The sequence below is a fragment of the Pseudomonas sp. CCI1.1 genome (assembly GCF_034348165.1).
In the GTDB taxonomy this organism is placed as follows: domain Bacteria; phylum Pseudomonadota; class Gammaproteobacteria; order Pseudomonadales; family Pseudomonadaceae; genus Aquipseudomonas; species Aquipseudomonas paracarnis.
Genome location: NZ_CP133780.1, coordinates 5,344,103 through 5,365,115, shown reverse-complemented (window position 1 = coordinate 5,365,115; position 21,013 = coordinate 5,344,103). Strand labels below are relative to the sequence as shown.

23 protein-coding genes are annotated in these 21,013 nt (G+C 63.0%); 19 read left to right on the top strand and 4 right to left on the bottom strand.

Annotated elements, in window-relative coordinates; translation table 11 throughout:
- Nucleotides 1-14: 14 nt before the first annotated feature.
- Genes cobJ through cobG form a run of 4 tightly spaced genes read right to left on the bottom strand, consistent with a single transcriptional unit; the run spans nt 15 to nt 4,348 of the window.
- On the bottom strand, nt 15-1,652 hold the full coding sequence (gene cobJ / locus RHM69_RS24180) for a precorrin-3B C(17)-methyltransferase (RefSeq protein WP_200599542.1): 1,638 nt from the start codon (nt 1,650-1,652) through the stop codon (nt 15-17).
- Nucleotides 1,652-2,383, bottom strand: a complete 732-nt coding sequence (locus tag RHM69_RS24175) for a precorrin-2 C(20)-methyltransferase (protein ID WP_019818281.1) — start codon at nt 2,381-2,383, stop codon at nt 1,652-1,654. Before RHM69_RS24175 ends, cobJ begins: the two co-directional genes overlap by 1 nt.
- Nucleotides 2,383-3,009, bottom strand: coding sequence for a precorrin-8X methylmutase (locus RHM69_RS24170; RefSeq protein WP_014716722.1), 627 nt, complete (start codon nt 3,007-3,009; stop codon nt 2,383-2,385). Before RHM69_RS24170 ends, RHM69_RS24175 begins: the two co-directional genes overlap by 1 nt.
- Nucleotides 3,002-4,348 (bottom strand): precorrin-3B synthase, encoded by a 1,347-nt coding sequence (gene cobG / locus RHM69_RS24165; protein WP_200599540.1) that lies wholly within the window; start codon nt 4,346-4,348, stop codon nt 3,002-3,004. Before cobG ends, RHM69_RS24170 begins: the two co-directional genes overlap by 8 nt.
- A gap of 38 nt (nt 4,349-4,386) precedes the next feature.
- Between cobG and cbiE the strand changes: the two genes are divergently transcribed.
- The 19 genes from cbiE (at nt 4,387) to RHM69_RS24070 (ending at nt 20,960) form a co-directional block, all read left to right on the top strand.
- Nucleotides 4,387-5,592, top strand: coding sequence for a precorrin-6y C5,15-methyltransferase (decarboxylating) subunit CbiE (gene cbiE / locus RHM69_RS24160; RefSeq protein ID WP_073453173.1), 1,206 nt, complete (start codon nt 4,387-4,389; stop codon nt 5,590-5,592).
- Complete coding sequence (locus RHM69_RS24155; RefSeq protein WP_102665990.1) at nt 5,589-6,314, top strand: cobalt-precorrin-6A reductase; 726 nt, start codon at nt 5,589-5,591, stop codon at nt 6,312-6,314. Before cbiE ends, RHM69_RS24155 begins: the two co-directional genes overlap by 4 nt.
- A gap of 56 nt (nt 6,315-6,370) precedes the next feature.
- Nucleotides 6,371-6,703, top strand: coding sequence for a type II toxin-antitoxin system RelE/ParE family toxin (locus RHM69_RS24150; RefSeq protein WP_019818285.1), 333 nt, complete (start codon nt 6,371-6,373; stop codon nt 6,701-6,703).
- A gap of 5 nt (nt 6,704-6,708) precedes the next feature.
- A complete protein-coding gene (locus tag RHM69_RS24145) occupies nt 6,709-7,032 on the top strand; it encodes a DNA-binding protein (RefSeq protein ID WP_014716718.1) in 324 nt (107 codons plus the stop codon).
- 468 nt (nt 7,033-7,500) lie between these two features.
- Nucleotides 7,501-7,893, top strand: coding sequence for a DUF2946 domain-containing protein (locus RHM69_RS24140; RefSeq protein ID WP_003188156.1), 393 nt, complete (start codon nt 7,501-7,503; stop codon nt 7,891-7,893).
- A gap of 47 nt (nt 7,894-7,940) precedes the next feature.
- Nucleotides 7,941-8,423, top strand: coding sequence for a copper chaperone PCu(A)C (locus RHM69_RS24135; RefSeq protein ID WP_014716717.1), 483 nt, complete (start codon nt 7,941-7,943; stop codon nt 8,421-8,423).
- Nucleotides 8,424-8,433: 10 nt separating this feature from the next.
- Nucleotides 8,434-8,835, top strand: a complete 402-nt coding sequence (locus tag RHM69_RS24130; protein WP_032904023.1) for a DUF2946 domain-containing protein — start codon at nt 8,434-8,436, stop codon at nt 8,833-8,835.
- A 93-nt stretch (nt 8,836-8,928) separates the two neighbouring features.
- On the top strand, nt 8,929-10,989 hold the full coding sequence (locus RHM69_RS24125; RefSeq protein WP_014716715.1) for a TonB-dependent copper receptor: 2,061 nt from the start codon (nt 8,929-8,931) through the stop codon (nt 10,987-10,989).
- A 118-nt stretch (nt 10,990-11,107) separates the two neighbouring features.
- Nucleotides 11,108-12,469: a PepSY-associated TM helix domain-containing protein gene (locus RHM69_RS24120; protein ID WP_200599538.1), complete on the top strand. Its 1,362-nt coding sequence runs from the start codon at nt 11,108-11,110 to the stop codon at nt 12,467-12,469.
- A 194-nt stretch (nt 12,470-12,663) separates the two neighbouring features.
- Nucleotides 12,664-13,929, top strand: a complete 1,266-nt coding sequence (urtA, locus tag RHM69_RS24115) for an urea ABC transporter substrate-binding protein (protein ID WP_003188149.1) — start codon at nt 12,664-12,666, stop codon at nt 13,927-13,929.
- Between the two features lie 164 nt (nt 13,930-14,093).
- The gene (gene urtB, locus RHM69_RS24110) at nt 14,094-15,596 is read left to right on the top strand and encodes an urea ABC transporter permease subunit UrtB (RefSeq protein ID WP_020301609.1); all 1,503 of its coding nucleotides are present in this window, start codon (nt 14,094-14,096) and stop codon (nt 15,594-15,596) included.
- Nucleotides 15,596-16,663, top strand: coding sequence for an urea ABC transporter permease subunit UrtC (urtC, locus tag RHM69_RS24105; RefSeq protein WP_034126400.1), 1,068 nt, complete (start codon nt 15,596-15,598; stop codon nt 16,661-16,663). Before urtB ends, urtC begins: the two co-directional genes overlap by 1 nt.
- Nucleotides 16,660-17,493 carry an urea ABC transporter ATP-binding protein UrtD gene (gene urtD / locus RHM69_RS24100; RefSeq protein WP_014716710.1) on the top strand — a complete coding sequence of 278 codons (834 nt, stop codon included), beginning with the start codon at nt 16,660-16,662 and terminating at the stop codon, nt 17,491-17,493. The genes urtC and urtD overlap by 4 nt, the downstream gene beginning before the upstream one ends.
- Before the next feature lie 140 nt (nt 17,494-17,633).
- Nucleotides 17,634-18,332 (top strand): urea ABC transporter ATP-binding subunit UrtE, encoded by a 699-nt coding sequence (gene urtE, locus RHM69_RS24095; protein ID WP_034134779.1) that lies wholly within the window; start codon nt 17,634-17,636, stop codon nt 18,330-18,332.
- Nucleotides 18,333-18,362: 30 nt separating this feature from the next.
- The gene (locus RHM69_RS24090; protein ID WP_014716708.1) at nt 18,363-19,202 is read left to right on the top strand and encodes an urease accessory protein UreD; all 840 of its coding nucleotides are present in this window, start codon (nt 18,363-18,365) and stop codon (nt 19,200-19,202) included.
- Nucleotides 19,203-19,294: 92 nt separating this feature from the next.
- A complete protein-coding gene (gene ureA, locus RHM69_RS24085; protein ID WP_003171437.1) occupies nt 19,295-19,597 on the top strand; it encodes an urease subunit gamma in 303 nt (100 codons plus the stop codon).
- A 9-nt stretch (nt 19,598-19,606) separates the two neighbouring features.
- Nucleotides 19,607-20,119 carry a GNAT family N-acetyltransferase gene (locus RHM69_RS24080; protein WP_019818288.1) on the top strand — a complete coding sequence of 171 codons (513 nt, stop codon included), beginning with the start codon at nt 19,607-19,609 and terminating at the stop codon, nt 20,117-20,119.
- Between the two features lie 5 nt (nt 20,120-20,124).
- On the top strand, nt 20,125-20,658 hold the full coding sequence (locus tag RHM69_RS24075; protein WP_020301611.1) for a GNAT family N-acetyltransferase: 534 nt from the start codon (nt 20,125-20,127) through the stop codon (nt 20,656-20,658).
- Nucleotides 20,655-20,960, top strand: a complete 306-nt coding sequence (locus tag RHM69_RS24070) for an urease subunit beta (protein WP_003188134.1) — start codon at nt 20,655-20,657, stop codon at nt 20,958-20,960. Before RHM69_RS24075 ends, RHM69_RS24070 begins: the two co-directional genes overlap by 4 nt.
- Nucleotides 20,961-21,013: the final 53 nt, after the last annotated feature.

Here is a 21,013-nt window from a genome sequence, read left to right as displayed (position 1 = left end):
CCAACGGGGCTGTTTCAGGAGTTGGGTTTGTTGCCATACCAACGTGGCGTGTACACCCACTCGCCGCCACCCGCACGCGGGAGCACACAAGTGGTGGATGAACCGATCAGTACCATGGTGCGCATGTCCACCTGCTCGGGCGTCAGTTGCCCCAAGGTGGTGACGCGCAGTGTCTGGCCTGGGCGGCCGATGTCACGGCCCAGCACCACTGGCGTCTGTGGCGTGCGATGCAGCGCGACGATTTCCAGGGCGCGCCCCAGTTGCCAAGGCCGCGACCGCGAGATCGGGTTGTAGAACGCCAAGGCCAGGTCGGCCTGGGAAGCCAGGTCCAGGCGTTTTTCGATGATAAACCAAGGCTTGAGGTTATCCGACAGCGACATCACACAGAAGTCATGCCCAAGCGGCGCGCCTGCCTGGGCGGCGGTGGCCAGCGAGGCGGAGACCCCTGGCAGGATTTCCAGGTCGACCTGATGCCAGGCCGGCTCGCTGGACTCGTGCAGCGCCTCGATCACCGCCGCGGCCATGGCGAATACACCCGGGTCACCAGAGGACACCACCACCACCGAGCGGCCTTGCGCAGCTAGCTCGAAGGCGTGGCGGGCGCGCTGCATTTCTTCGCGGTTGTCGGTGCAGTGTTGCACTTGATCGTCACGGAATGGCCCGGCCATGCGCACGTAGGTTTCATAGCCCAGCACATCGGTGCAACGCGCCAGTTCCGCCTTCACCGCCGGCACCATCAGTTCTGCGGCGCCGGGGCCCAGGCCAATCACCGCCAGCCGCCCGCGCGGGCGCCCAACCTGTGACAGGTCCAAGGGCTGCTCGGCCACGGTAATACTGATGTCCGCAACGGGTGTCAGCGCGGCAAAGCGCAACGGTACACCCAAGGCCGACGCGGCCTCATGCAAGGACGCGTCAGCCATCTGCAGGTCGCTGGCCAGCAGGCAGGCCAGGGATTGCACGGCCACGCCCGCCTCCTGCAACGCCGTGCGCACACGCTCGGCCAATTGCGCACCCGGCCGGCAGGTAACGTAGACATTCTGCGGGTAAATCAGCAACTCGTTGGCTGTCGGTGTGCGCTCGGCACTGCCTACATGAATCGCCAGGCGCGCTTGTTGATCCTGAGGCAGGTTAGCCTCCTCCAGCCATGGCGCCGTGCCTTCGATGCGCACGCTTTCGCCGGCCAGAAGGTCGGAGACAAAGCGTTTGCCCAACTCGATGTCGGCCAGTTGATAACCCGCTGGCGGGTTGAGCAGGCAGGTGCCAAAACGCAACTCGCCGCTGGTGGTGATGGCGGCAGACACGCCAAGTGCTGCGCCAATGTCGCGCGCCATCAGGTTCACGCCACCCAGGCCACCGAGCAACGGCACCACCGCGCTGCCGTCTTCGGCCACGGCCAGCACGGCGGGCTCTTCGCCCTTTTCCAGCAGCAACGGCGCCAGGGTGCGGATCACAATGCCCGCGGCGCACAGGGCAATCAGTGGCGTGCCCTGCTGATAAAGCTGACGCAAGGTCGCGCCGAATTCGCTGTAGGTGCGGTCTGCACCTTCAACCCGTGTGGCCAAACCGTGGATCAACGCGCCGGGGTAAACCTGCTGAAGCTTGCGCGCAGTCGCCAGGCTGCCCTGGCCCAGAATCACAATCGCCGGGGTCATCAACCTTGCCACCGTTCACCGGGCACGATGATCAGTGAGAAATACGGCGACGACATCGGCTCCACCTGATCCAGCGGCACGATCTTCTGGTTGGCCATGGTCGCGCGTTCCACGTACAACGCCCGCTCGGCCAGACCCAGTTCTTCCAACACCTGGCGCACTTTCGGAAAGTTGCGCCCCAGCTTCATGATCACTGCGGCATCGGCATCCGCCAAGCGGCGCTTGAGGTCCTCGTGGGGCAACACGCCCGAGAGCACCGACAAGCTCTGGTTGCGATACACCAACGGCGCGCCGAGTACCGAGGCACCACCGAGCATCGAGCACACGCCTGGAATCACCTCGGCGTCGTAGCGCTCGGCCAGGCGGTCATGCAGGTACATGTAGGAGCCGTAGAAAAACGGGTCACCTTCGCAGATCACCGCCACGTCGCGGCCCGCGTCCAGGTGCGCGGCCACGTCGAGGCTGGCGTTGTCGTAGAAGTCGCTGATCACTTGCTCGTAGGACAGCGGCGCGGGCAGCACTTCAGTGGTCACCGGGTACACCAGCGGCATCAGGGTCTGTTGCGGCACCAGGTGGTCCTCGATGATGCCGAAGGCGTTGCCCTTCTTGCCCTTGGCCACGAAGTACGCCACCACCGGCGATTCGCGCAGCAAGCGCAGAGCCTTGACGGTGATCAGTTCCGGGTCGCCGGGGCCTACGCCCAGGCCAAGCAAACGTCCGCGCACCTGCATTATTCGACCTCCGTGGCCAGGGCATTGACGGCGGCGGCAGCCATGGCGCTGCCGCCCAGGCGACCTTGCATGATCACGAACGGCACCCCACGGCTGTCAGCGGCGAGCATGGCCTTGGATTCGGCGGCGCCGACAAAACCCACCGGGAAACCGAGGATCAACGCCGGTTTCGGCGCGCCGGCGTCGAGCATTTCCAGCAGGTAGAACAACGCGGTCGGCGCGTTGCCGATCACCACCACGCTGCCCTCCAGGTGCGGGCGCCACAGCTCAAGGGCGGCGGCGGAACGGGTGTTGCCCAGCTCCCGCGCCAGCTCCGGCACGCTGTCGTCACGCAGGGTGCAGATCACCTGGTTATTGGCCGGCAGGCGTGTGCGAGTCACGCCTTCGGAGACCATCCGCGCATCGCACAGAATCGGCGCGCCAGCGGCCAACGCGTCACGCCCGGCCTTGCCGGCCCCTTCGGAGAATTGCAGGCCGTCGATGGCTTCGACCATGCCGCACGCATGAATCACCCGCACCGCGAGTTTTTCCAAATCAGCCGGGATGCGGTCCAACTTGGCTTCCGCGCGAATAATGGCGAAGGAGTTGCGATAGATCTCCTGACCGTCGCGGATGTAATCAATCATCGGTGTTGCTCCGTGGACGAGCGCGCAACAGGGCGCCCGCCGCTTCAATGGAAAGAGTGCGCGCGTGCAGCCGGCCAAAACCAGGCTGGGCTGCATCGCGAAAATAGAGGTCGTAGTGGCCGGGGCTCACCGCCAGCAAGGTGACTGGCGCGGTGTGCGCGGCAGCACAGGAGCGCGGGCAGCCGGACAGATGCACCTCAACGCCCGATTGCAGAGCGGCCAGTTGCACGGCGTCAGCCTTGGTGTCGGCCAGGCCTTTTGCGCAGCCGCTGGAACCGGTGCAGGCAATCATGCGCGCCAGCGGGTGGCCGAGCGAGCAGATAAAGCCCAGTTGCGCCAGGCGCTCGGTCACGGCGTGAGGCTTTTCGACGTTGGGCACCAGCACACCTTGCCAGGGGGTGAAGCGCAAGGTGCCGTCCCCATAGTCGCTGGCCAGTTGTGCGGCGCCCTTGAGCATCGTCGGGTCCAGGCGGCCCAAGGGCGCGAGGGCGGCGACGTAGAACTGATTCTTTTGCACTTGTGGATAAGTGCCCACCTGGAGCGACGCGTCGCTGGGCGGGCGTGTGAAGCCGTCGGCTGGCAGCAACGGCAAGCGCAAATGGCTCAATACGTTATCCACAGGCAAATGACGCATACGCGTTTGCTCTGGGGTGGCGAGGTCCAGAAAGGCTTCCAGCACAGCCACTACCAACTCAAGGCCTTGGCCCAATGGCACGGCGGCCAGGGGCGCATCCAGGCCCGGACAGCCGGCCAGGCCGAACGCGAGCAGGGTTTCGCCGTGGCGTACGAAGGCCGATAACCACAGGTCGTGGTGATGTTCGAGCATCGCCAGGTCCTCGCCACCATCGAGTTGCACCGCGAACTTGGCCGACAATTCATGGAAACGCGGATGGTTCTCCAGAGTGGCGAGGATCTGTGCGGCCAGCGGGCGGGTGTCGAACAGCATCTGCGGGTCGATGCCGGCGCTGGGGCTGAGCATCAGGTTGCGCACGTCGTCACCGCCCGCGTTGCTGGGGCCCAGGCCCGCCGCCAGCAGCCGGGCGATCAACGCCTCCTGCTCGGCGCCGATGCCGCGGATCTGCAGGTTGGCGCGGTTGGTCGCCTCGATCACCCCGCCCGCATACGCCTGGGCCGCGTCCGCCACGGCGTGGGCCTGGGCGGCAGTGATCGCGCCGCCCGCCAATTTGACTCGGCAAATGCCACCGTCCAACGCCTGCACAATACGCAGCAACCCCGGACAAGCCGAGGGGCGCAAGGTATTCACAGCGGGCGTTGGGTTCACGGGGCTACCGGTTGATGGGCAAAGGCGCGGTATTATGCCTGCTTTGTCCGGCGGCATGAAAAGCCTGCCCGTCGGATGTCGTTCAAGGAATTGATATGTCGCCCTGGCTGACGGTTGTAGGCATCGGTGAAGACGGCTTCAAAGGCCTGGGCAGGAATGCCCGGCATGCCTTGCTGCGCGCCACGCGGATTATAGGTGCTCAGCGCCAGTTGGACCTGCTGCCGCAATGTATTGGTGGCGAGCGCCAGCTGTGGCCGAGCCCGTTTTCCCTGGAGCCGGTGTTGTCGCGGCGTGGAGAGCCTGTGTGCGTATTGGCCAGTGGCGACCCGATGTTCTATGGCGTCGGCGCCAGCCTGGCCCGGCAAGTGGCGGCTGAGGAGTTGACGATTTTGCCCGCGCCCTCGTCGGTATCCCTGGCGGCGGCGCGCGTGGGCTGGCCGTTGCAGGAGGTGGTGACATTGTCGGTAGTGGCGCGGCCATTGGCGGCAATCAACGCGCATTTGGCCAGTGGTGTGCGCTTGTTGGTACTGAGCAATGATGGCAGCAGTCCCGCCTTGATTGCTGCGTTGTTAACCGAGCGCGGTTTTGGCCCCAGCCGCATCAGTGTGTTTGAACACCTGGGCGGCCCGGCTGAACGGCGTATCGACGGGCACGCGCAAGCGTGGGAGCACACCGCGGTTGCTGATTTGAACCTGGTCGCCATCGACTGCCTGGCGGATGCGAACGCACCGCGTCTGTCGCGTCTTGCCGGCTTGCCGGACTCAGCCTTCAAACACGATGGCCAACTGACCAAGCGCGATGTGCGCGCCATGACCCTCGCCCGCCTCGCGCCCATGCCGGGCGAACTGTTATGGGACGTGGGCGCGGGCAGTGGCTCCATCGGTATTGAATGGATGCGCACCCATCCCAGCTGTCGTGCCTTGGCGATTGAAGCCGACACCGGCCGCCAAGGCCTGATCGAACACAACCGCGACGCCCTCGGGGTGCCCGGTCTGCAACTGATTCGCGGCAAGGCGCCGGAGGCGTTAAGCGGCCTGGAAACACCAGACGCCATCTTCATCGGCGGCGGCGTCACCCGCGACGGCGTGCTCGATACCTGCTGGCAACACCTGCGCCCCGGTGGCCGCCTGGTTGCCAATGCCGTGACCCTGCAAAGCGAAATGACCTTGATGAACTGGCGTGCCGAGCATGGCGGCGAACTGACCCGCATCCATGTGGCCCAGGCGCAGCCCTTGGGCGAGTTCGATACCTGGCGCCAGGCGCTGCCGATCACGTTGCTGGAAGTGATCAAGCCGCTATGAAAAGGATTCTATTACTGGGCGGGGTCACGGAAGCGCTGGCCATCGCCCGCACCTTGGGGCCTGAACACGTCTACAGCCTGGCCGGCGTGGGCCGCGTACCCACCGACCTCACCTGCCAGGTGCGGGTCGGCGGCTACGGCGGTAGTGAAGGCCTGGCGCAGTTTGTACGTGCCGAACGCATCAGCCTGATCCTTGATGCTACGCACCCGTATGCGGCGCAGATCAGCCGCAACGCGGCCGAGGCTGCAAGGGCATGCGGCGTACCTTGCTGGGCATTGCGACGCCCGGCCTGGCAGCCGCAGCCGGGGGATGACTGGCGAGAGGTCGCCGACTGGGCCGAACTGGTCGAAGCGCTCAAACCCTTCAAGCGCCCGCTGTTCACCTTGGGTCGCGAACCCTTGCAGCACCTCGACGAAATCCCCGCCGACCAGTTCTGGACCTTGCGCGCGCTGGATGTGTATCCGGGCAACAAGCGCTGTGAAGTGATCGGCGCACGCGGGCCGTTCCTCATCGAGGACGAGCGGGCGTTATTCGAAGAACGGCGAATTGATGTGCTGATCAGCAAGAACAGCGGCAGCACCGCCACCGAGCCGAAGCTGGAAGTGGCGCGTGAGCGTGGGGTGCCGGTGTTGGTGTTGAAGCGGCCGATGTTGGCTCAAGTAGATAGGGAATTCCTGTCGTCTGAAGAAACACTCAGCGCGTTGGCAAACTTCACTCGATGAGTCAGGATCGCTCGCTTGCTTGATTAGTAACCTATTTGTTACCTTCAGGACGGCTAATGATTGAGATCGAAGAATACCAACGCGACAACGATTCCAGTCCGTTCGATGAGTGGTTTTCATCCTTGAGTGTCCCAGCGGCAACTCGAGTTTCAACCGCTTTAGTTCGGCTTGAAACAGGCAACACCAGCAACATCAAGTGGTTCGATGGGCTAGGCGAATACCGTATCGACTGGGGACCCGGCTTGCGAATCTATTTGATACGAGAAGGACATCGATTAATCATCCTGTTCGGTGGTGGTGATAAGTCCAGTCAAAAGCGCGATATCAAGGTCGTAAAGTCGCTGATTAACGAGTATCAGCGTGACAAGAAATTGAAACAAAAGAGGTGACCAGCATGGCGCTTACCCGTAGCTACAAACACACCATCGCTGAACGTGCCCAGCGAGACCCTGCATTCGCCCAAGCGCTTCTCGACGAGGCCGCTACGCTATTTCTCAATGGCGAGCCGGAAATCTCTCGCGTGATCCTGCGTGATTTAGTCAACGCCACAGTAGGCTTTGAAGGCCTTGCGAAACAAACCGCCAAACCTAGCAAAAGCCTGCACCGAATGCTTTCGGCCAGCGGCAACCCCAGCATGGATAACCTTGCGGCGATTTTTGCCGTGATTAGAAAAGCCCTGGGTGTCGATATGCAGGTCCACGGCGTACCCGCTGCATAATTTGGGAGCGGGCTCGCTCGCGAAGGCAGTGTGTCGGCCAAAACATCCAGCGACTGACACACCGCTTTGCGAGCAAGCCCGCACACACTTTGGAATTGCGTTATCAAATGACGGTAGTAGATCAGCCAGCCAAGGCGCTAGCTCAATCAACTGCGCAACCATTGGCTGGAAAAAGCCCTATACCTGACTTGATCGTTCCCACGCTCCGCGTGGGAATGCATCCTGTGACGCTCCGCGTCACGGCTTTAAAAGCGGACGCAGAGCGTCCAACGCGGCATTCCCACGCAGAGCGTGGGAACGATCAGCCCGCCTGGTACGCTGCGTCCCTTCTGCAAAATTGGCAAGCGGCCGTTCTCGTCTATCCTCAAACCCACCACTGCGACACCAAACCACACCCGCCCTTTTTACTTATCCCCCCCGATCAGGCTAAATACCCGCCTGATCGTTTAACCCTACGGATTATCCGCCATGGCCCGTCAACGCTTTGCAATTGCCTGGATCGCCTGCCTTGCAGTGCTGTTCAATGCGTTTGCCATGCCGTTGGCCAGTGCGATGCAGCAGACGGATGACCCGATCAAGCGTCTGATGTGGGGCGGGTTCTGTTCGTCCAATGGCGCGAGCCTCAAGGCGATTGCCCTGGGCAAGCTGGAAATCCCGGCGCCGCCGGATGATCACTCGGCTATGCAGCATTGCTGGTGTTGCTCGGGTTCGGCGCCGTTGGTGGCGTTGCCAGGGCATGTGCCGCAGTTGTATGTGACGCGCTTCGAGGCGGTGCAGAGCCTGCCGCCGCGCTTATTGCGCAATCCCACCCCGCGCCAGCAATGGCCAAGCCTTAACCCCCGCGCCTCTCCAACGGTCTGATCTTCTTCGCAAGTGAACTGCGTTTAGAACCGTTCTGGAGAACTGCCATGCTTAAATCTTCCCTGCTTCTGGCCGCGTTGCTGCTGCCGGTGTTCAGTGCTGCCAATGCCGATGACTACAAGGCCGGCGACTTGGAGGTCAGCAATCCCTGGTCCCAGGAATTGCCGCCGAATGCGCCCACCGTCGCGGCGTACTTTGTGATTCACAATACTGGGGAGACGGCAGATCGCCTGCTCAGTGCCGAGACGCCCTTGGCGGAGAAAGCCGAATTGCATGAGCACGTAATGCAAGGCGACCTGATGAAGATGCAACAGGTGCCCAACGTGGCCGTACCAGCCAAGGGTGAACTGACCTTCGCGCCAATGGCCTATCACGTCATGCTGCTGGGCCTCAAGGACCGCAGCCTGCTCGCCGATGGCAAGCAATTCCCGCTGACCCTCACCTTCGAGAAAGCCGGCAAGGTCGAGGTGCAAGTGTCGGTGCACAAAGCGCCACCGATGGCTGGCCACGAGCATATGCACGCTCAGTAAGCCAACCTCGATGGGCGCTCCTCGCGCCAGGTTGTCTCCCCACTACCGCGTGAAGCGCGGCAGTTGGATCAGCCTGTTCGCCATGCTGATGATCTTTATCGGTCCGCTGATTTCCCAGGCGATGCCGATGGATCATCACGCCGGTATGTCCATGGAAATGCCCATGGATATGCCGAGCGACCACGGTAAATCCCATCACACCCAAGCTCCAGCCGAACACCACGCACTCTGGGCCAAGTGCGGCTATTGCGACCTGCTATTCAGCTGCCCGGCCCTGCCCGGCAGTGTGTCGTTCGTGGCCCTCGGCACCCCGCCGCCCGCCAACGCCCTCACACCCGCCACGCGCCTGGGCCATTCCCGGCAGAGCATCTTCCCCGGCGCCCGTAGCCGTGCGCCGCCCATCGTTTCGTAAGCCCTTCACAGCGTTACTTCACCCCGGCCGACTTTAGACAGACAGCCGCAGGCTGCTGGCCGTGTTGTTTACGATTGATTGATGGAATTTGTCATGTCCAGGTTTTCTGCTGACACCCGTTTGGGAAGTACTGCCCTGCTCACCGCCTTATGCGGCGCACTATTGGCTGCCCACGCTCACGCCGACGAGCATGAGCTGAGCCCCACCGTCATCACCGCGATCGCCCCCAGCTCACCGCTGACCGTGGTCACCAACCCCAAAGACCCTCGCCAACCGGTGCCCGCCAGCGATGGCGGCGACTACCTCAAGACCATCCCCGGCTTCGCCCTGGTGCGCAACGGCGGCACCAACGGCGACCCGGTGCTGCGCGGCATGTTCGGCTCGCGCCTGAATATCCTCACCAACGGCGGCATGATGCTCGGCGCCTGCCCGGGCCGCATGGATGCGCCAACTTCGTATATTTCGCCGGAAACCTACGACAAGCTCACCGTGATCAAAGGCCCGCAAACCGTGCTCTGGGGCCCGGGCGCGTCTGCCGGCACCATCCTGTTCGAGCGTGAGCCGGAGCAGTTCGGCGAGCTGGGCACACGGGTCAACGCCAGCGTATTGGCCGGCTCCAACGGGCGTTTCGACAAGGTCATCGATGCCGCTGCCGGCGGGCCATTGGGCTACGTGCGGGTGATCGGCAACCAGGCCCATGCCGACGATTACAAGGACGGCAACAACGACACCGTCGCCTCGCGCTATGACAAGTGGAACGGTGACGTGGCCGTGGGTTTCACGCCCGACGCCGACACCCTGCTGGAACTCACCGCCGGGCGTGGCGACGGCGAGGCGCGCTACGCCGGGCGCGGCATGGACGGCTCGCAGTTTCTGCGCGAAAGCCTGGGGCTGCGTTTCGAAAAGTCCAATATCGGTGAGGTGCTGGATAAGGTCGAGGCCCAGGTCTACTACAACTACGCCGATCATGTGATGGACAACTACAGCCTGCGTGTCCCTTCGGGCACCGGCATGATGGCGGGCCCCATGGCGTCCAACGTCGACCGCCGCACCCTTGGCGCACGCATCAAGGCCACCTGGCGCTGGGCGGATGTGCAATTGATCAGCGGCCTGGATGCGCAGACCAATGAACACCGTGCGCGCAGCAGCATGGGCATCGACACGTATAAGGATTTGCCGCGCAACAAGGACGCCAATTTCCACAACTACGGTGTGTTCGGCGAACTGACCTGGTACGCCGCCGACAACGATCGCCTGATCACCGGCGCGCGCTTGGACCGCGCCTCGGCCAAGGACTTCCGTCAACGCACCGGCTCGGGAATGATGTCGCGCCCGAACCCGACCGCCGGCGACACCCGCGCCGATACATTGCCCTCGGGCTTTGTGCGTTATGAGCACGACCTGGCGGACAGCCCCACCACGCTGTATGCCGGCCTGGGCCACGCGGAACGTTTCCCGGATTACTGGGAGCTGTTTTCCCCCAACACCGGCGCGGCCGGTTCGGTGAATGCCTTCGACGGCGTGAAGCCCGAGAAAACCACCCAGCTCGACTTCGGTGCCCAGTACAAGAGCGCCGACCTGGAAGCCTGGGTGTCGGGCTATGTCGGCCAGGTGCGCGACTTCATCCTGTTCGACTACAGGCCCGGCATGATGGGTACCACCTCCCAGGCGCGCAATGTGGACGCACGCATCATGGGCGGCGAAGTGGGCGCGGCGTACAAACTGAGCCAGCACTGGAAAGCCGACGCCAGCCTCGCCTATGCCTGGGGCAAGAACAGCAGCGACGGCAAGGCCCTGCCACAAATGCCACCGCTGGACACGCGCCTGGGCCTGACCTACAGCGAAGACGATTGGAGCGCTGGTGCGTTGTGGAGGGTGGTCGCGGCGCAACACCGTATCGACCCGAACAAAGGCAACGTGGTCGGCAAGGACTACGACAAGAGTGGCGGCTTCGGCGTGTTCTCGCTGAACGCGGCCTACCGCATCAACAAGCACTTCAAGGTCAGTACCGGGGTCGACAACCTGTTCGGCAAGGCTTATGCCGAGCATCTGAATCTGGCCGGTAACGCAGGCTTCGGTTACCCAGCCAACGACCCGCAGGCCATCAAGGAGCCGGGGCGTACGCTCTGGACCAAGGTGGACATGAGCTTCTAAAAGCATCGCAGGCAAGCCAGCTTCCACAGGTGGATTACAGTCCCCTGTGGGAGCTGGCTTGCCTGCGATGACGGTGTAACAGACCAAGAAAAATCAAAAGCCTTATGCGGAGCAGCCGATGACCACACAAAAAATTTCCTTCTACAACCTGGCCTGGCGCTGGCACTTCTACGCCGGCCTCTTCGTCGCCCCCTTCATGGTGCTGCTGGCCCTCACCGGCATCATCTACCTGTTCAAACCCCAGCTCGACCCGCTGATGTACGGCCACCTGCTCACCGTGCCCGCCGCCGAACACGCGCTGAGCGCCGACGAGCAACTGCAGCGCGTCCAGGCCGCCTACCCCCACGCCGCGATCAGCAAATACCTGCCCCCTGCCGACGCCACTCGCAGCGCGCAGTTCGTGACGCGCAACGATGCCCACGAAGTGACGGTGTTCATCGACCCCTATCGCGGCACCGTCCTCGGTGAGCAGGACGCAAACAACAACCTGCAAGCCATCGTCCGCGCCCTGCACGGCGAACTGATGATCGGCACCGTGGGCGATCGCCTGATCGAATTGGCCGCTGGCTGGGGCGTGATGCTGGTGGTGTCCGGCCTGTACCTGTGGTGGCCGCGGGGCAAGTCCTCGGCCGGCGTGTTATGGCCGCGCTTCGGCAGCCGTGGCCGCTTGTTCTGGCGTGACCTGCACGCTGTCGCCGGCTTCTGGGGCGCAGCGTTCCTGCTGGTGATGTTGCTCAGCGGCATGACCTGGACCGGCTTCTGGGGCAAGCAATACGCCGACCTGTGGAACACCTTCCCAGCCGCGATGTGGAACAGCGTGCCGCAGTCCGACCAGCAGGCCCGTGTGCTCAACACGGCCACCCAGCAAACCGTGCCCTGGGCCCTGGAAAACACGCCGATGCCAATGTCCGGCGACCACGCCGAGCATATGAATCACGGCGCAATGCACGCAGGCCCGGCCGCACCCACGGTGCGCCTGCAACAGGTGGTCGACCTGGCCAACACACGCAAGGTCGAGCCCGGCTACAGCGTTACCTTCCCCACCACCGCCTCCGGTGTATTCACCGTCGCGGTGTTCGCCGACGACCCGCGCAACGACGCCACCCTGCACGTGGACCAGTACACCGGCAAGGTCCTGGCCGATGTACGCTGGGATCATTACAACCTGGTCGCACGCGCCACCGAGACCGGCGTGATGCTGCACGAAGGCAAGATGTTCGGCTGGGTCAACCAACTGATCGTGCTGGTGATCTGCCTGATGATTCTGCTCAGTGCGGTCAGCGGCGTGGTGATCTGGTGGAAGCGCCGGCCCCAGGGTGGACTGGGTGTACCGCCGCTGCGCCACGACCTGCCCAAGTGGAAAACCGCGATGGCGATCATGCTCGGGCTGGCGATCATTTTCCCGTTGGTAGGGGCTTCGTTGGTCCTGGTGTGGGCGCTGGATCGCTTGCTGCTGTCACGCATTAGCGCAAACGCCTGAAGCATTGTCGCCCAACGCCCTCTTTTGAAGCCTGCCGTGCACCCAACGGCCTCCGTGGCGCCAACCTGGTGCGCCACGGAGCGGCTTTACCTCCCGAACCCGCCGGTAAACCCGTGTCTGGCGTAGCAGGCACAGCCCTTGCAAAGCCCTGTGTATCTGCCCCACAACAATTATCGGTACACGGAGATCGCACCATGAAGCGTCGCAGCTTGATCAAGGCTTTCACTTTGTCGGCATCCATTGCCGCCATGGGTTTGACCTGGACCGTCCAGGCCGCCGAGACCATCAAGGTCGGCATCCTGCACTCGTTGTCCGGGACCATGGCGATCTCCGAAACCTCGCTCAAAGACATGGCGCTGATGACCATCGACGAGATCAACGCCAAAGGCGGGGTGAACGGCAAGATGCTCGAACCGGTGGTGGTAGACCCAGCGTCCAACTGGCCGCTGTTCGCCGAGAAAGGCCGCCAACTGCTGACCCAGGACAAGGTCGCCGTGGTGTTCGGCTGCTGGACCTCAGTGTCGCGTAAATCGGTGTTGCCGGTGTTTGAAGAACTCAACGGTTTGCTGTTCTACCCGGTGCAGTACGAAGGTGAAGAGATGTCGCCCAACGTGTTCTATACCGGTGCGGCGCCGAACCAGCAGGCGATCCCGGCGGTGGAATACCTGATGAGCGAAGAAGGCGGCAGCGCCAAGCGTTTCTTCCTGCTCGGCACCGACTATGTGTACCCGCGCACCACCAACAAGATCCTGCGCTCGTTCCTGCATTCCAAAGGCGTGGCGGATAAAGACATCGAAGAGGTCTACACCCCGTTCGGCCACGCCGATTACCAGACCATCGTCGCCAACATCAAGAAGTTCTCCGCCGGTGGCAAGACGGCTGTGGTCTCCACCGTCAATGGCGACTCCAACGTGCCGTTCTACAAAGAGCTGGCCAACCAAGGCTTGAAAGCCACCGAGGTACCGGTGGTGGCGTTCTCGGTGGGTGAAGAAGAACTGCGTGGCATCGACACCAAGCCGTTGGTGGGCAACCTCGCGGCCTGGAACTACTTCCAGTCGGTGGAAAACCCGGTGAACCAGAAGTTCGTGGCCGACTGGAAAGCCTACGCCAAGAAACACAACCTGCCGGGCGCCGACAAAGCCGTGACCAACGACCCGATGGAAGCCACCTATGTGGGCATCCATATGTGGGCGCAGGCGGCGGAAAAAGCCAAGTCCACTGACGTCGACAAAGTGCGTGAAGCCCTGGGCGGCCAGACCTTCGCCGCGCCGTCGGGCTTCACCCTGACCATGGACAAGACCAACCACCACCTGCACAAGCCGGTGATGATCGGTGAGATCCAGGCCGACGGGCAGTTCTCGGTGGTGTGGCAGACCGAAGCGCCGATTCGTGCACAGCCGTGGAGCCCCTACATCCCGGGCAATGACAAAAAGCCGGACTATGCCGTGAAGAGCAACTAACGCCCCCACAGCTCGAATGTGGGACATGGTCACTGTGGGCGCTGGCTTGCCTGCGATGCAAACAACTCGGTGTGCCTGACACACCGCAGCGATGCCATCGCAGGCAAGCCAGCCCCCACACAGCCTGCTCCCACACTGTCCCCGCATGATCAGGACATTTTGCTATGCCCACTGCCCTCCACCGCCTCATCCTCGCCGTGCTGCTGTTGCTGCCCTTTGGCGCACACGCCAGCGACGCCGAAGACTTCCTTGCCGCCAACCCGGTGCAGCAAGCCAAACTCCTGCAGGACTGGGCCGCCCACCCCGACCCAACGCGTATCGAGTTGGTGGACGCCCTTGAGCAAGGTCAACTCATGCTCAACGGCGAAACCAAGACCGTGCGCCTGAACAACCGCCTGCGCGGCTTGATCAATAACGTGCAAGCCAGCCAACAACTGCTCGCCGCCGACCCCAAGGTGCGCCTGGACGCAGCGCGCACCCTGCAAAAAAGCGCGGTGCCTGCACAACTTAAATTCCTCGACCAGCAGGTCGCCGCCGAAACGGATGAGCAGGTGCACAGCGCCCTGAGCCTGGCCCTGGCCAACCTGCAATTGGTCGACCCCGACCCGGTGGTGCGCCTGGCAGCCGTGCGCTTGCTCGGCAGCACCGGCGACCCGCTGGCCCGCACGCGCCTTGAAGCGCTGCTGGCGCCAGGCGTGGAAGCCGACGCCGCCGTGCACACCGCCGCTGAAACCAGCCTGGCCCAGGTCAAACGCAAACTGATGATGGGTGAAATCCTCGGCCAGGCGTTCAGCGGCATGTCCCTGGGCTCGATCCTGCTGTTGGCGGCCCTGGGCCTGGCGATCACCTTCGGCCTGCTCGGCGTGATCAACATGGCTCACGGCGAGATGCTGATGCTCGGCGCCTACTCCACCTATGTGGTGCAGTTGATGATGCAGCGCTATGTGCCCCAGGCCATCGAGTTCTACCCGTTGATCGCGTTGCCGGTGGCGTTTTTTGTCACCGCGGCCATCGGCATGGCGCTGGAACGCACAGTCATCCGTCACTTGTATGGCCGCCCACTGGAAACCCTGCTCGCCACCTGGGGCATCAGCCTGATGCTGATCCAGCTGGTGCGCCTGGTGTTCGGCGCGCAGAACGTCGAAGTGTCGAACCCGGCCTGGCTGTCTGGCGGCATCCAGGTACTGCCCAACCTGGTGCTGCCGTACAACCGCATCGTGATCATCGCCTTTGCGCTGTTCGTGGTGGTGCTCACCTGGCTGCTGCTGAACAAGACGCGCCTGGGTCTGAACGTGCGCGCCGTCACCCAGAACCGCAACATGGCCGCCTGCTGCGGCGTGCCCACCGGGCGCGTGGACATGCTCGCCTTTGGCCTCGGCTCCGGTATCGCAGGTTTGGGCGGCGTGGCGCTGAGCCAGATCGGCAACGTCGGCCCGGACCTGGGCCAGAGCTACATCATCGACTCGTTCCTGGTGGTGGTGCTCGGCGGCGTCGGCCAGTTGGCCGGCAGTGTCATGGCCGCCTTTGGCCTGGGGATCGCCAACAAGATCCTCGAACCCCAGATCGGCGCCGTGCTCGGCAAGATCCTGATCCTCGCGCTGATCATTCTGTTTATCCAGAAACGCCCGCAAGGACTCTTCGCACTGAAAGGACGGGTGATCGACTGATGAACCAGCCATTGATGCTTACGGCCACGCAAAAGGCCGGCCCCAAGGTCACGATTGCAGTCGGTGCAGTCATCCTGCTCCTGCTGCTGGCGTTGCCCCTGTGCTCGCTCTTGTCTGCCGACAACCCGCTGCATGTGTCGGCCTACACCTTGACCCTGGTGGGCAAGATTCTCTGTTACGCCATCGTCGCCCTCGCGCTGGATCTGGTGTGGGGTTACGCCGGGATGTTGTCCCTGGGCCACGGTTTGTTCTTCGCCTTGGGCGGCTACGCCATGGGCATGTACTTGATGCGCCAGGCGGCAGGCAGTGAGTTGCCGGCGTTCATGACCTTTTTGTCCTGGACCGAATTGCCCTGGTACTGGGCCGGCACCGACCACTTCCTGTGGGCGTTGTGCCTGGTGGTACTGGCCCCCGGGGTGCTGGCGTTGGTGTTCGGTTTCTTCGCCTTCCGCTCGCGAATCAAGGGCGTGTATTTCTCGATCATGACCCAGGCCCTGACGTTCGCGGGGATGCTGTTGTTCTTTCGCAACGAGACCGGGTTCGGCGGCAACAACGGCTTTACCAACTTCCGCAGCATCTTAGGTTTTGGCATCACTGAACCGGGCACGCGGGCGGTGTTGTTTTTCGCCACGGTGTTGTTGCTGGTGGCCAGCCTCTACATCGGCTGGCGCCTGGCGAAGAGCAAGTTCGGGCGCGTGCTCACCGCCCTGCGCGATGCCGAGAACCGCCTGATGTTCTGCGGTTACGACCCACGCGGTTTCAAGCTGTTCGTGTGGGTGTTGAGCGCCGTGTTGTGCGGCCTTGCCGGTGCGCTGTATGTGCCGCAAGTGGGCATCATCAACCCCAGCGAAATGTCACCGACCAACTCCATCGAAGCCGCCGTGTGGGTAGCGCTGGGCGGGCGTGGCACGCTGATCGGGCCGCTGCTCGGCGCCGGTGTGGTCAATGGCATGAAGAGTTGGTTCACCGTGGCCTTCCCCGAGTACTGGCTGTTCTTCCTGGGGGCGCTGTTCATTATCGTCACCCTGTACCTGCCCAAGGGCGTTATCGGCCTGCTGAAGAAATGAGGAACGTCATGCTTGAACCTATTTTCGACGCAGGCAGCGGCCGCGATGCGATTGGCATCGGCCAGGTCGCGGGCAAAGGGCTCAACACCCGCCACGGTACCATTCTGACCCTGGAAGATATCAGCGTCAGCTTTGACGGTTTCAAGGCCCTCAACGACCTGAACCTGTACATCGGCGTTGGCGAATTGCGCTGCATCATCGGCCCCAACGGCGCGGGCAAGACCACGCTGATGGACGTGATCACCGGCAAGACCCGGCCCAGCCACGGCAAGGCCTGGTTTGGCGAAACCCTGGACCTGACGCGCATGAGCGAAGTGCAGATCGCCCAGGCCGGCATCGGGCGCAAATTCCAGAAGCCCACGGTGTTCGAAGCCCTCAGCGTGTTCGAAAACCTGGAGCTGGCGCAGAAGACCGACAAGTCGGTGTGGGCCAGCTTGCGAGCGCGCCTCAACGGCGAGCAAAAAGACCGCATCGAGGAAGTGCTCGACACCATCCGCCTCACCGCCTCGGTGCATCGCCCCGCCGGCTTGCTGTCCCACGGCCAGAAGCAGTTCCTGGAAATCGGCATGTTGCTGATGCAAGACCCGCAACTGTTGCTGCTCGATGAACCAGTGGCGGGCATGACCGACGCCGAGACCGAGTTCACCGCCGAACTGTTCAAGCGCCTGGCCGGCAAGCACTCGTTGATGGTGGTGGAACACGACATGGGGTTTGTCGGCTCGATTGCCGACCATGTGACTGTGTTGCACCAGGGCAGCGTGCTGGCCGAAGGGTCGCTGGAACAGGTGCAGGAAAATGAGCGGGTGATCGAGGTTTACCTCGGCCGCTAACGCTGACACGAACGGCTGTATGTGGGAGCTGGCTTGCCTGCGATAGCGGTTTACCTGACACACCGGGTCGCCTGCATCGCAGGCAAGCCAGCTCCCACAGTTGATCCGGTTCCCGCAGGGGGATTGAGGAGGTTTTGAGAATGCTGCAAGTCGACAAGCTGCACCAGTATTACGGCGGTAGCCACATTCTGCGCGGGCTGTCCTTCGACGTGAAGGTCGGCGAAGTCACCTGCCTGCTCGGGCGTAACGGCGTGGGCAAGACCACCCTGCTCAAGTGCCTGATGGGTCTGCTGCCAGCCAAGGAAGGCGCGGTGAACTGGGAAGGCAAGGCCATCACCGGCTTCAAGCCGCACCAGCGCGTACATGCCGGCATCGCCTACGTGCCCCAGGGCCGCGAGATTTTTGCGCGGCTGACCGTGGAGGAAAACCTGCTGATGGGGCTGTCGCGCTTCCCCGGCGCCGAAGCCAAAGAGGTGCCAGCCTTCATCTACGAACTGTTCCCGGTATTGCTGCAAATGAAGCACCGCCGCGGCGGCGATTTATCCGGGGGCCAACAACAACAGTTGGCGATTGGCCGCGCCCTGGCGAGCCGCCCGCGCCTGTTGATTCTCGATGAGCCCACCGAAGGCATCCAGCCGTCGGTCATCAAGGAAATCGGCGCGGTGATCAAGAAGCTCGCGGAGCGCGGCGACATGGCGATCCTGTTGGTGGAGCAGTTCTATGACTTTGCCGCTGAACTGGCTGACCAGTACCTGGTGATGTCCCGTGGCGAAATCGTGCAGCAGGGCCGTGGTGAAAATATGGAAAGCGAGGGTGTGCGTGGGCTGGTAACCATCTAATCTGTAGCCTCCTAACGATAAGCACACGCCATGAACCTGCCCATTACCCCTGCCCTGTTCACGCCCAGCTGGCACGCCGAGCTGGAACTCGGCTACGCGCGTGTCAAAGACACCACACGCCCGGTATTGCGCCGCCACCTTGGCCCGCTGCGCGTGCAAAAACACTTGTACGCCGAAGGCCCCGAGGTGTGCCAGCACATCATCGTGCACCCACCCGGCGGGATTGCCGGTGGCGATCGCCTGGACATCAGCGCCCATGTGGGCACGGGTGCCTGGGCACAACTGACCAGCCCCGGCGCCGCCAAGTGGTACCGCGCCAGCGGCCCGGCGTATCAGCAACTTGAACTGACTGTGGAAGCCGGCGCGACCCTGGAATGGCTGCCTCAGGAAACCATCGTGTTCAGCGCGGCCCAGGCCGAACTCACCACGCGAATCGAGCTGTTGGGCGATGCACGGTTGTTCTATTGGGATGTGGTCGCCCTGGGGCGCCCGGCCAGTGGCGAACGGTTCGACCTGGGCCATTTCCAATCGCACCTGGACATTCGCCGCGACGGCCAGTTGCTCTGGCATGAGCGCCAGCGCATTGTGGGCGCCGATGGGTTGCTGGATTCGCCTATCGGGCTGGATGGGCAGCCGGTGTTTGCCACATTGTTGGTGACCGGTGAGATCGAACCTGAATTATTGGAACAATGCCGCTCACTGCCCCACGCGGTGCGCGGTGACCTGACCCAACTGCCCGGCTTGCTGGTGGCGCGGTGCCTGGCCAGTGAAGCGCTGCTGGCGCGGGGGTGGTTGATTGATTTATGGCGGCTTTTGCGACCGGCCGTACTCGGCAGGGAAGCGATATCACCAAGAATCTGGAGCACATGAAGATCAAATTGTGGAGCCAGCTCCCACATAAATCAGCTTCACATGGGATCTTCTATGTATTTAAGAATGAATTTTATGAAGGACCCTGAACCATGGACCTGACCCCACGGGAAAAAGACAAACTGCTGATCTTCACCGCAGGCCTGGTCGCCGAACGGCGCCTGGCACGCGGAGTGAAGCTCAACTACCCGGAGACCATCGCCTATATCTCCGCCGCCCTGATGGAGGGCGCCCGCGATGGCCGCACGGTGGCCGACCTGATGCACTACGGCACCACCCTGCTCAGCCGCGAACAGGTTATGGAAGGCATCCCGGAAATGATCCCGGATATCCAGGTGGAAGCCACGTTCCCCGACGGCACCAAGCTGGTCACCGTCCACCAGCCCATTGCCTGAGGCGCAGCCATGATTCGTGATGCAACCGAACACGACCTGCCGGCAATCCGCGCCATTTACAACGACGCGGTGTTGAACACCACGGCGATCTGGAACGAGCAACCGGTGGACCTGGCCAACCGCCAGGCCTGGTTCAGTGCGCGCCAGGCGCAGCAATACCCGATCCTGGTGGCGGTGGACAACGACGAAGTCACCGGCTACGCCTCATTCGGCGACTGGCGCCCCTTCGAAGGCTTCCGCTACAGCGTCGAACACTCGGTATACGTGCGCAATGACCAGCGTGGCAAAGGCCTCGGCCCACACCTGATGCAGGCCCTGATCGAGCGCGCCCGCAGCTGCGGCAAGCACGTCATGGTCGCCGCCATCGAAAGCGGCAACCTGGCCTCGATCCGCCTGCATGAGCGCCTGGGCTTCGTGACTACCGGGCAAATGCCGCAAGTGGGCATCAAGTTCGGCCGCTGGCTGGACCTGACCTTTATGCAACTGACCTTGAACCCGGGCGCACAACCGCCCAAGGAGTGACATCGATGAGCGCTGCACAACTGCGTCGAGTCAATGCGGAAAGTTTTGCCCACTACCGCCGGGGCTTGATCGAGCTGTTGCTGGACGCGGTGCAGCACGGCGCGTCGGTGGGCTTCATGGCCGACTTCGATGAGGCCCAGGCCCGGGACTACCTGAGCGGCGTGCAAGCCGGTGTCGAGGACACCAGCCTGCTGCTGTGGGTGGTGGTGCGCGACGAGCAGGTGATCGCCAGCGTGCAATTGGCGTTGTGCCAGAAAGCCAACGGTCTGAACCGCGCCGAGGTGCAAAAGTTGCTGGTGCACAGCAGCGCCCGTCGCCATGGCCTGGGCCAGCAATTGATGAATACCCTGGAACTCGCCGCGCGCCAGCACAAGCGTGGCCTGCTGTACCTGGACACCGAGGCCGGCTCCGGCGCCGAAGCCTTTTACCAGTCGCTGCGCTACACCAAAATCGGTGAGCTGCCCGACTATTGCCAAAGCCCGGACGGGCGCTACAGCCCGACCGCCATCTACTTCAAGACCCTGGGGCAACCTGCATGATTCCTGGTGAATATCAGATCCAGCCTGGCGAGATCGAACTGAATGTCGGCCGCCGCACCCTCACCCTCGGCGTGGCCAACAGCGGCGACCGGCCGATCCAGGTGGGCTCGCATTACCACTTTTTCGAGACCAATGACGCGCTGGAATTCGACCGAGCGGCCAGCCGTGGCATGCGCCTGAATATTCCGGCGGGCACGGCGGTGCGGTTTGAGCCGGGGCAGCGTCGGGAGGTGGAGTTGGTGGATTTGGGTGGTGGGCGGCGGGTATTTGGGTTTGCAGGGCGGGTCATGGGCGACCTTTAGGGCCTCATCGCAGGCAAGCCAGCTCCCACAGTTGAAATGCAACCCCCTGTGGG

Excerpts from the sequence above, each read along its gene's own strand:
- RHM69_RS24070 (WP_003188134.1), top strand. The coding sequence starts at position 20,655 with ATGATTCCTGGTGAATATCAGATCCAGCCTGGCGAGATCGAACTGAAT.
- cobG (WP_200599540.1), bottom strand. The coding sequence starts at position 4,348 with ATGCCGCCGGACAAAGCAGGCATAATACCGCGCCTTTGCCCATCAACC.
- urtC (WP_034126400.1), top strand. The coding sequence starts at position 15,596 with ATGAACCAGCCATTGATGCTTACGGCCACGCAAAAGGCCGGCCCCAAG.
- cbiE (WP_073453173.1), top strand. The coding sequence starts at position 4,387 with ATGTCGCCCTGGCTGACGGTTGTAGGCATCGGTGAAGACGGCTTCAAA.
- RHM69_RS24080 (WP_019818288.1), top strand. The coding sequence starts at position 19,607 with ATGATTCGTGATGCAACCGAACACGACCTGCCGGCAATCCGCGCCATT.
- ureA (WP_003171437.1), top strand. The coding sequence starts at position 19,295 with ATGGACCTGACCCCACGGGAAAAAGACAAACTGCTGATCTTCACCGCA.
- RHM69_RS24135 (WP_014716717.1), top strand. The coding sequence starts at position 7,941 with ATGCTTAAATCTTCCCTGCTTCTGGCCGCGTTGCTGCTGCCGGTGTTC.
- RHM69_RS24130 (WP_032904023.1), top strand. The coding sequence starts at position 8,434 with ATGGGCGCTCCTCGCGCCAGGTTGTCTCCCCACTACCGCGTGAAGCGC.
- RHM69_RS24125 (WP_014716715.1), top strand. The coding sequence starts at position 8,929 with ATGTCCAGGTTTTCTGCTGACACCCGTTTGGGAAGTACTGCCCTGCTC.
- urtB (WP_020301609.1), top strand. The coding sequence starts at position 14,094 with ATGCCCACTGCCCTCCACCGCCTCATCCTCGCCGTGCTGCTGTTGCTG.
- RHM69_RS24155 (WP_102665990.1), top strand. The coding sequence starts at position 5,589 with ATGAAAAGGATTCTATTACTGGGCGGGGTCACGGAAGCGCTGGCCATC.
- RHM69_RS24075 (WP_020301611.1), top strand. The coding sequence starts at position 20,125 with ATGAGCGCTGCACAACTGCGTCGAGTCAATGCGGAAAGTTTTGCCCAC.
- cobJ (WP_200599542.1), bottom strand. The coding sequence starts at position 1,652 with ATGACCCCGGCGATTGTGATTCTGGGCCAGGGCAGCCTGGCGACTGCG.
- RHM69_RS24175 (WP_019818281.1), bottom strand. The coding sequence starts at position 2,383 with ATGCAGGTGCGCGGACGTTTGCTTGGCCTGGGCGTAGGCCCCGGCGAC.
- urtD (WP_014716710.1), top strand. The coding sequence starts at position 16,660 with ATGAGGAACGTCATGCTTGAACCTATTTTCGACGCAGGCAGCGGCCGC.
- RHM69_RS24120 (WP_200599538.1), top strand. The coding sequence starts at position 11,108 with ATGACCACACAAAAAATTTCCTTCTACAACCTGGCCTGGCGCTGGCAC.
- RHM69_RS24170 (WP_014716722.1), bottom strand. The coding sequence starts at position 3,009 with ATGATTGATTACATCCGCGACGGTCAGGAGATCTATCGCAACTCCTTC.
- urtA (WP_003188149.1), top strand. The coding sequence starts at position 12,664 with ATGAAGCGTCGCAGCTTGATCAAGGCTTTCACTTTGTCGGCATCCATT.
- RHM69_RS24145 (WP_014716718.1), top strand. The coding sequence starts at position 6,709 with ATGGCGCTTACCCGTAGCTACAAACACACCATCGCTGAACGTGCCCAG.
- RHM69_RS24150 (WP_019818285.1), top strand. The coding sequence starts at position 6,371 with ATGATTGAGATCGAAGAATACCAACGCGACAACGATTCCAGTCCGTTC.
- RHM69_RS24140 (WP_003188156.1), top strand. The coding sequence starts at position 7,501 with ATGGCCCGTCAACGCTTTGCAATTGCCTGGATCGCCTGCCTTGCAGTG.
- urtE (WP_034134779.1), top strand. The coding sequence starts at position 17,634 with ATGCTGCAAGTCGACAAGCTGCACCAGTATTACGGCGGTAGCCACATT.
- RHM69_RS24090 (WP_014716708.1), top strand. The coding sequence starts at position 18,363 with ATGAACCTGCCCATTACCCCTGCCCTGTTCACGCCCAGCTGGCACGCC.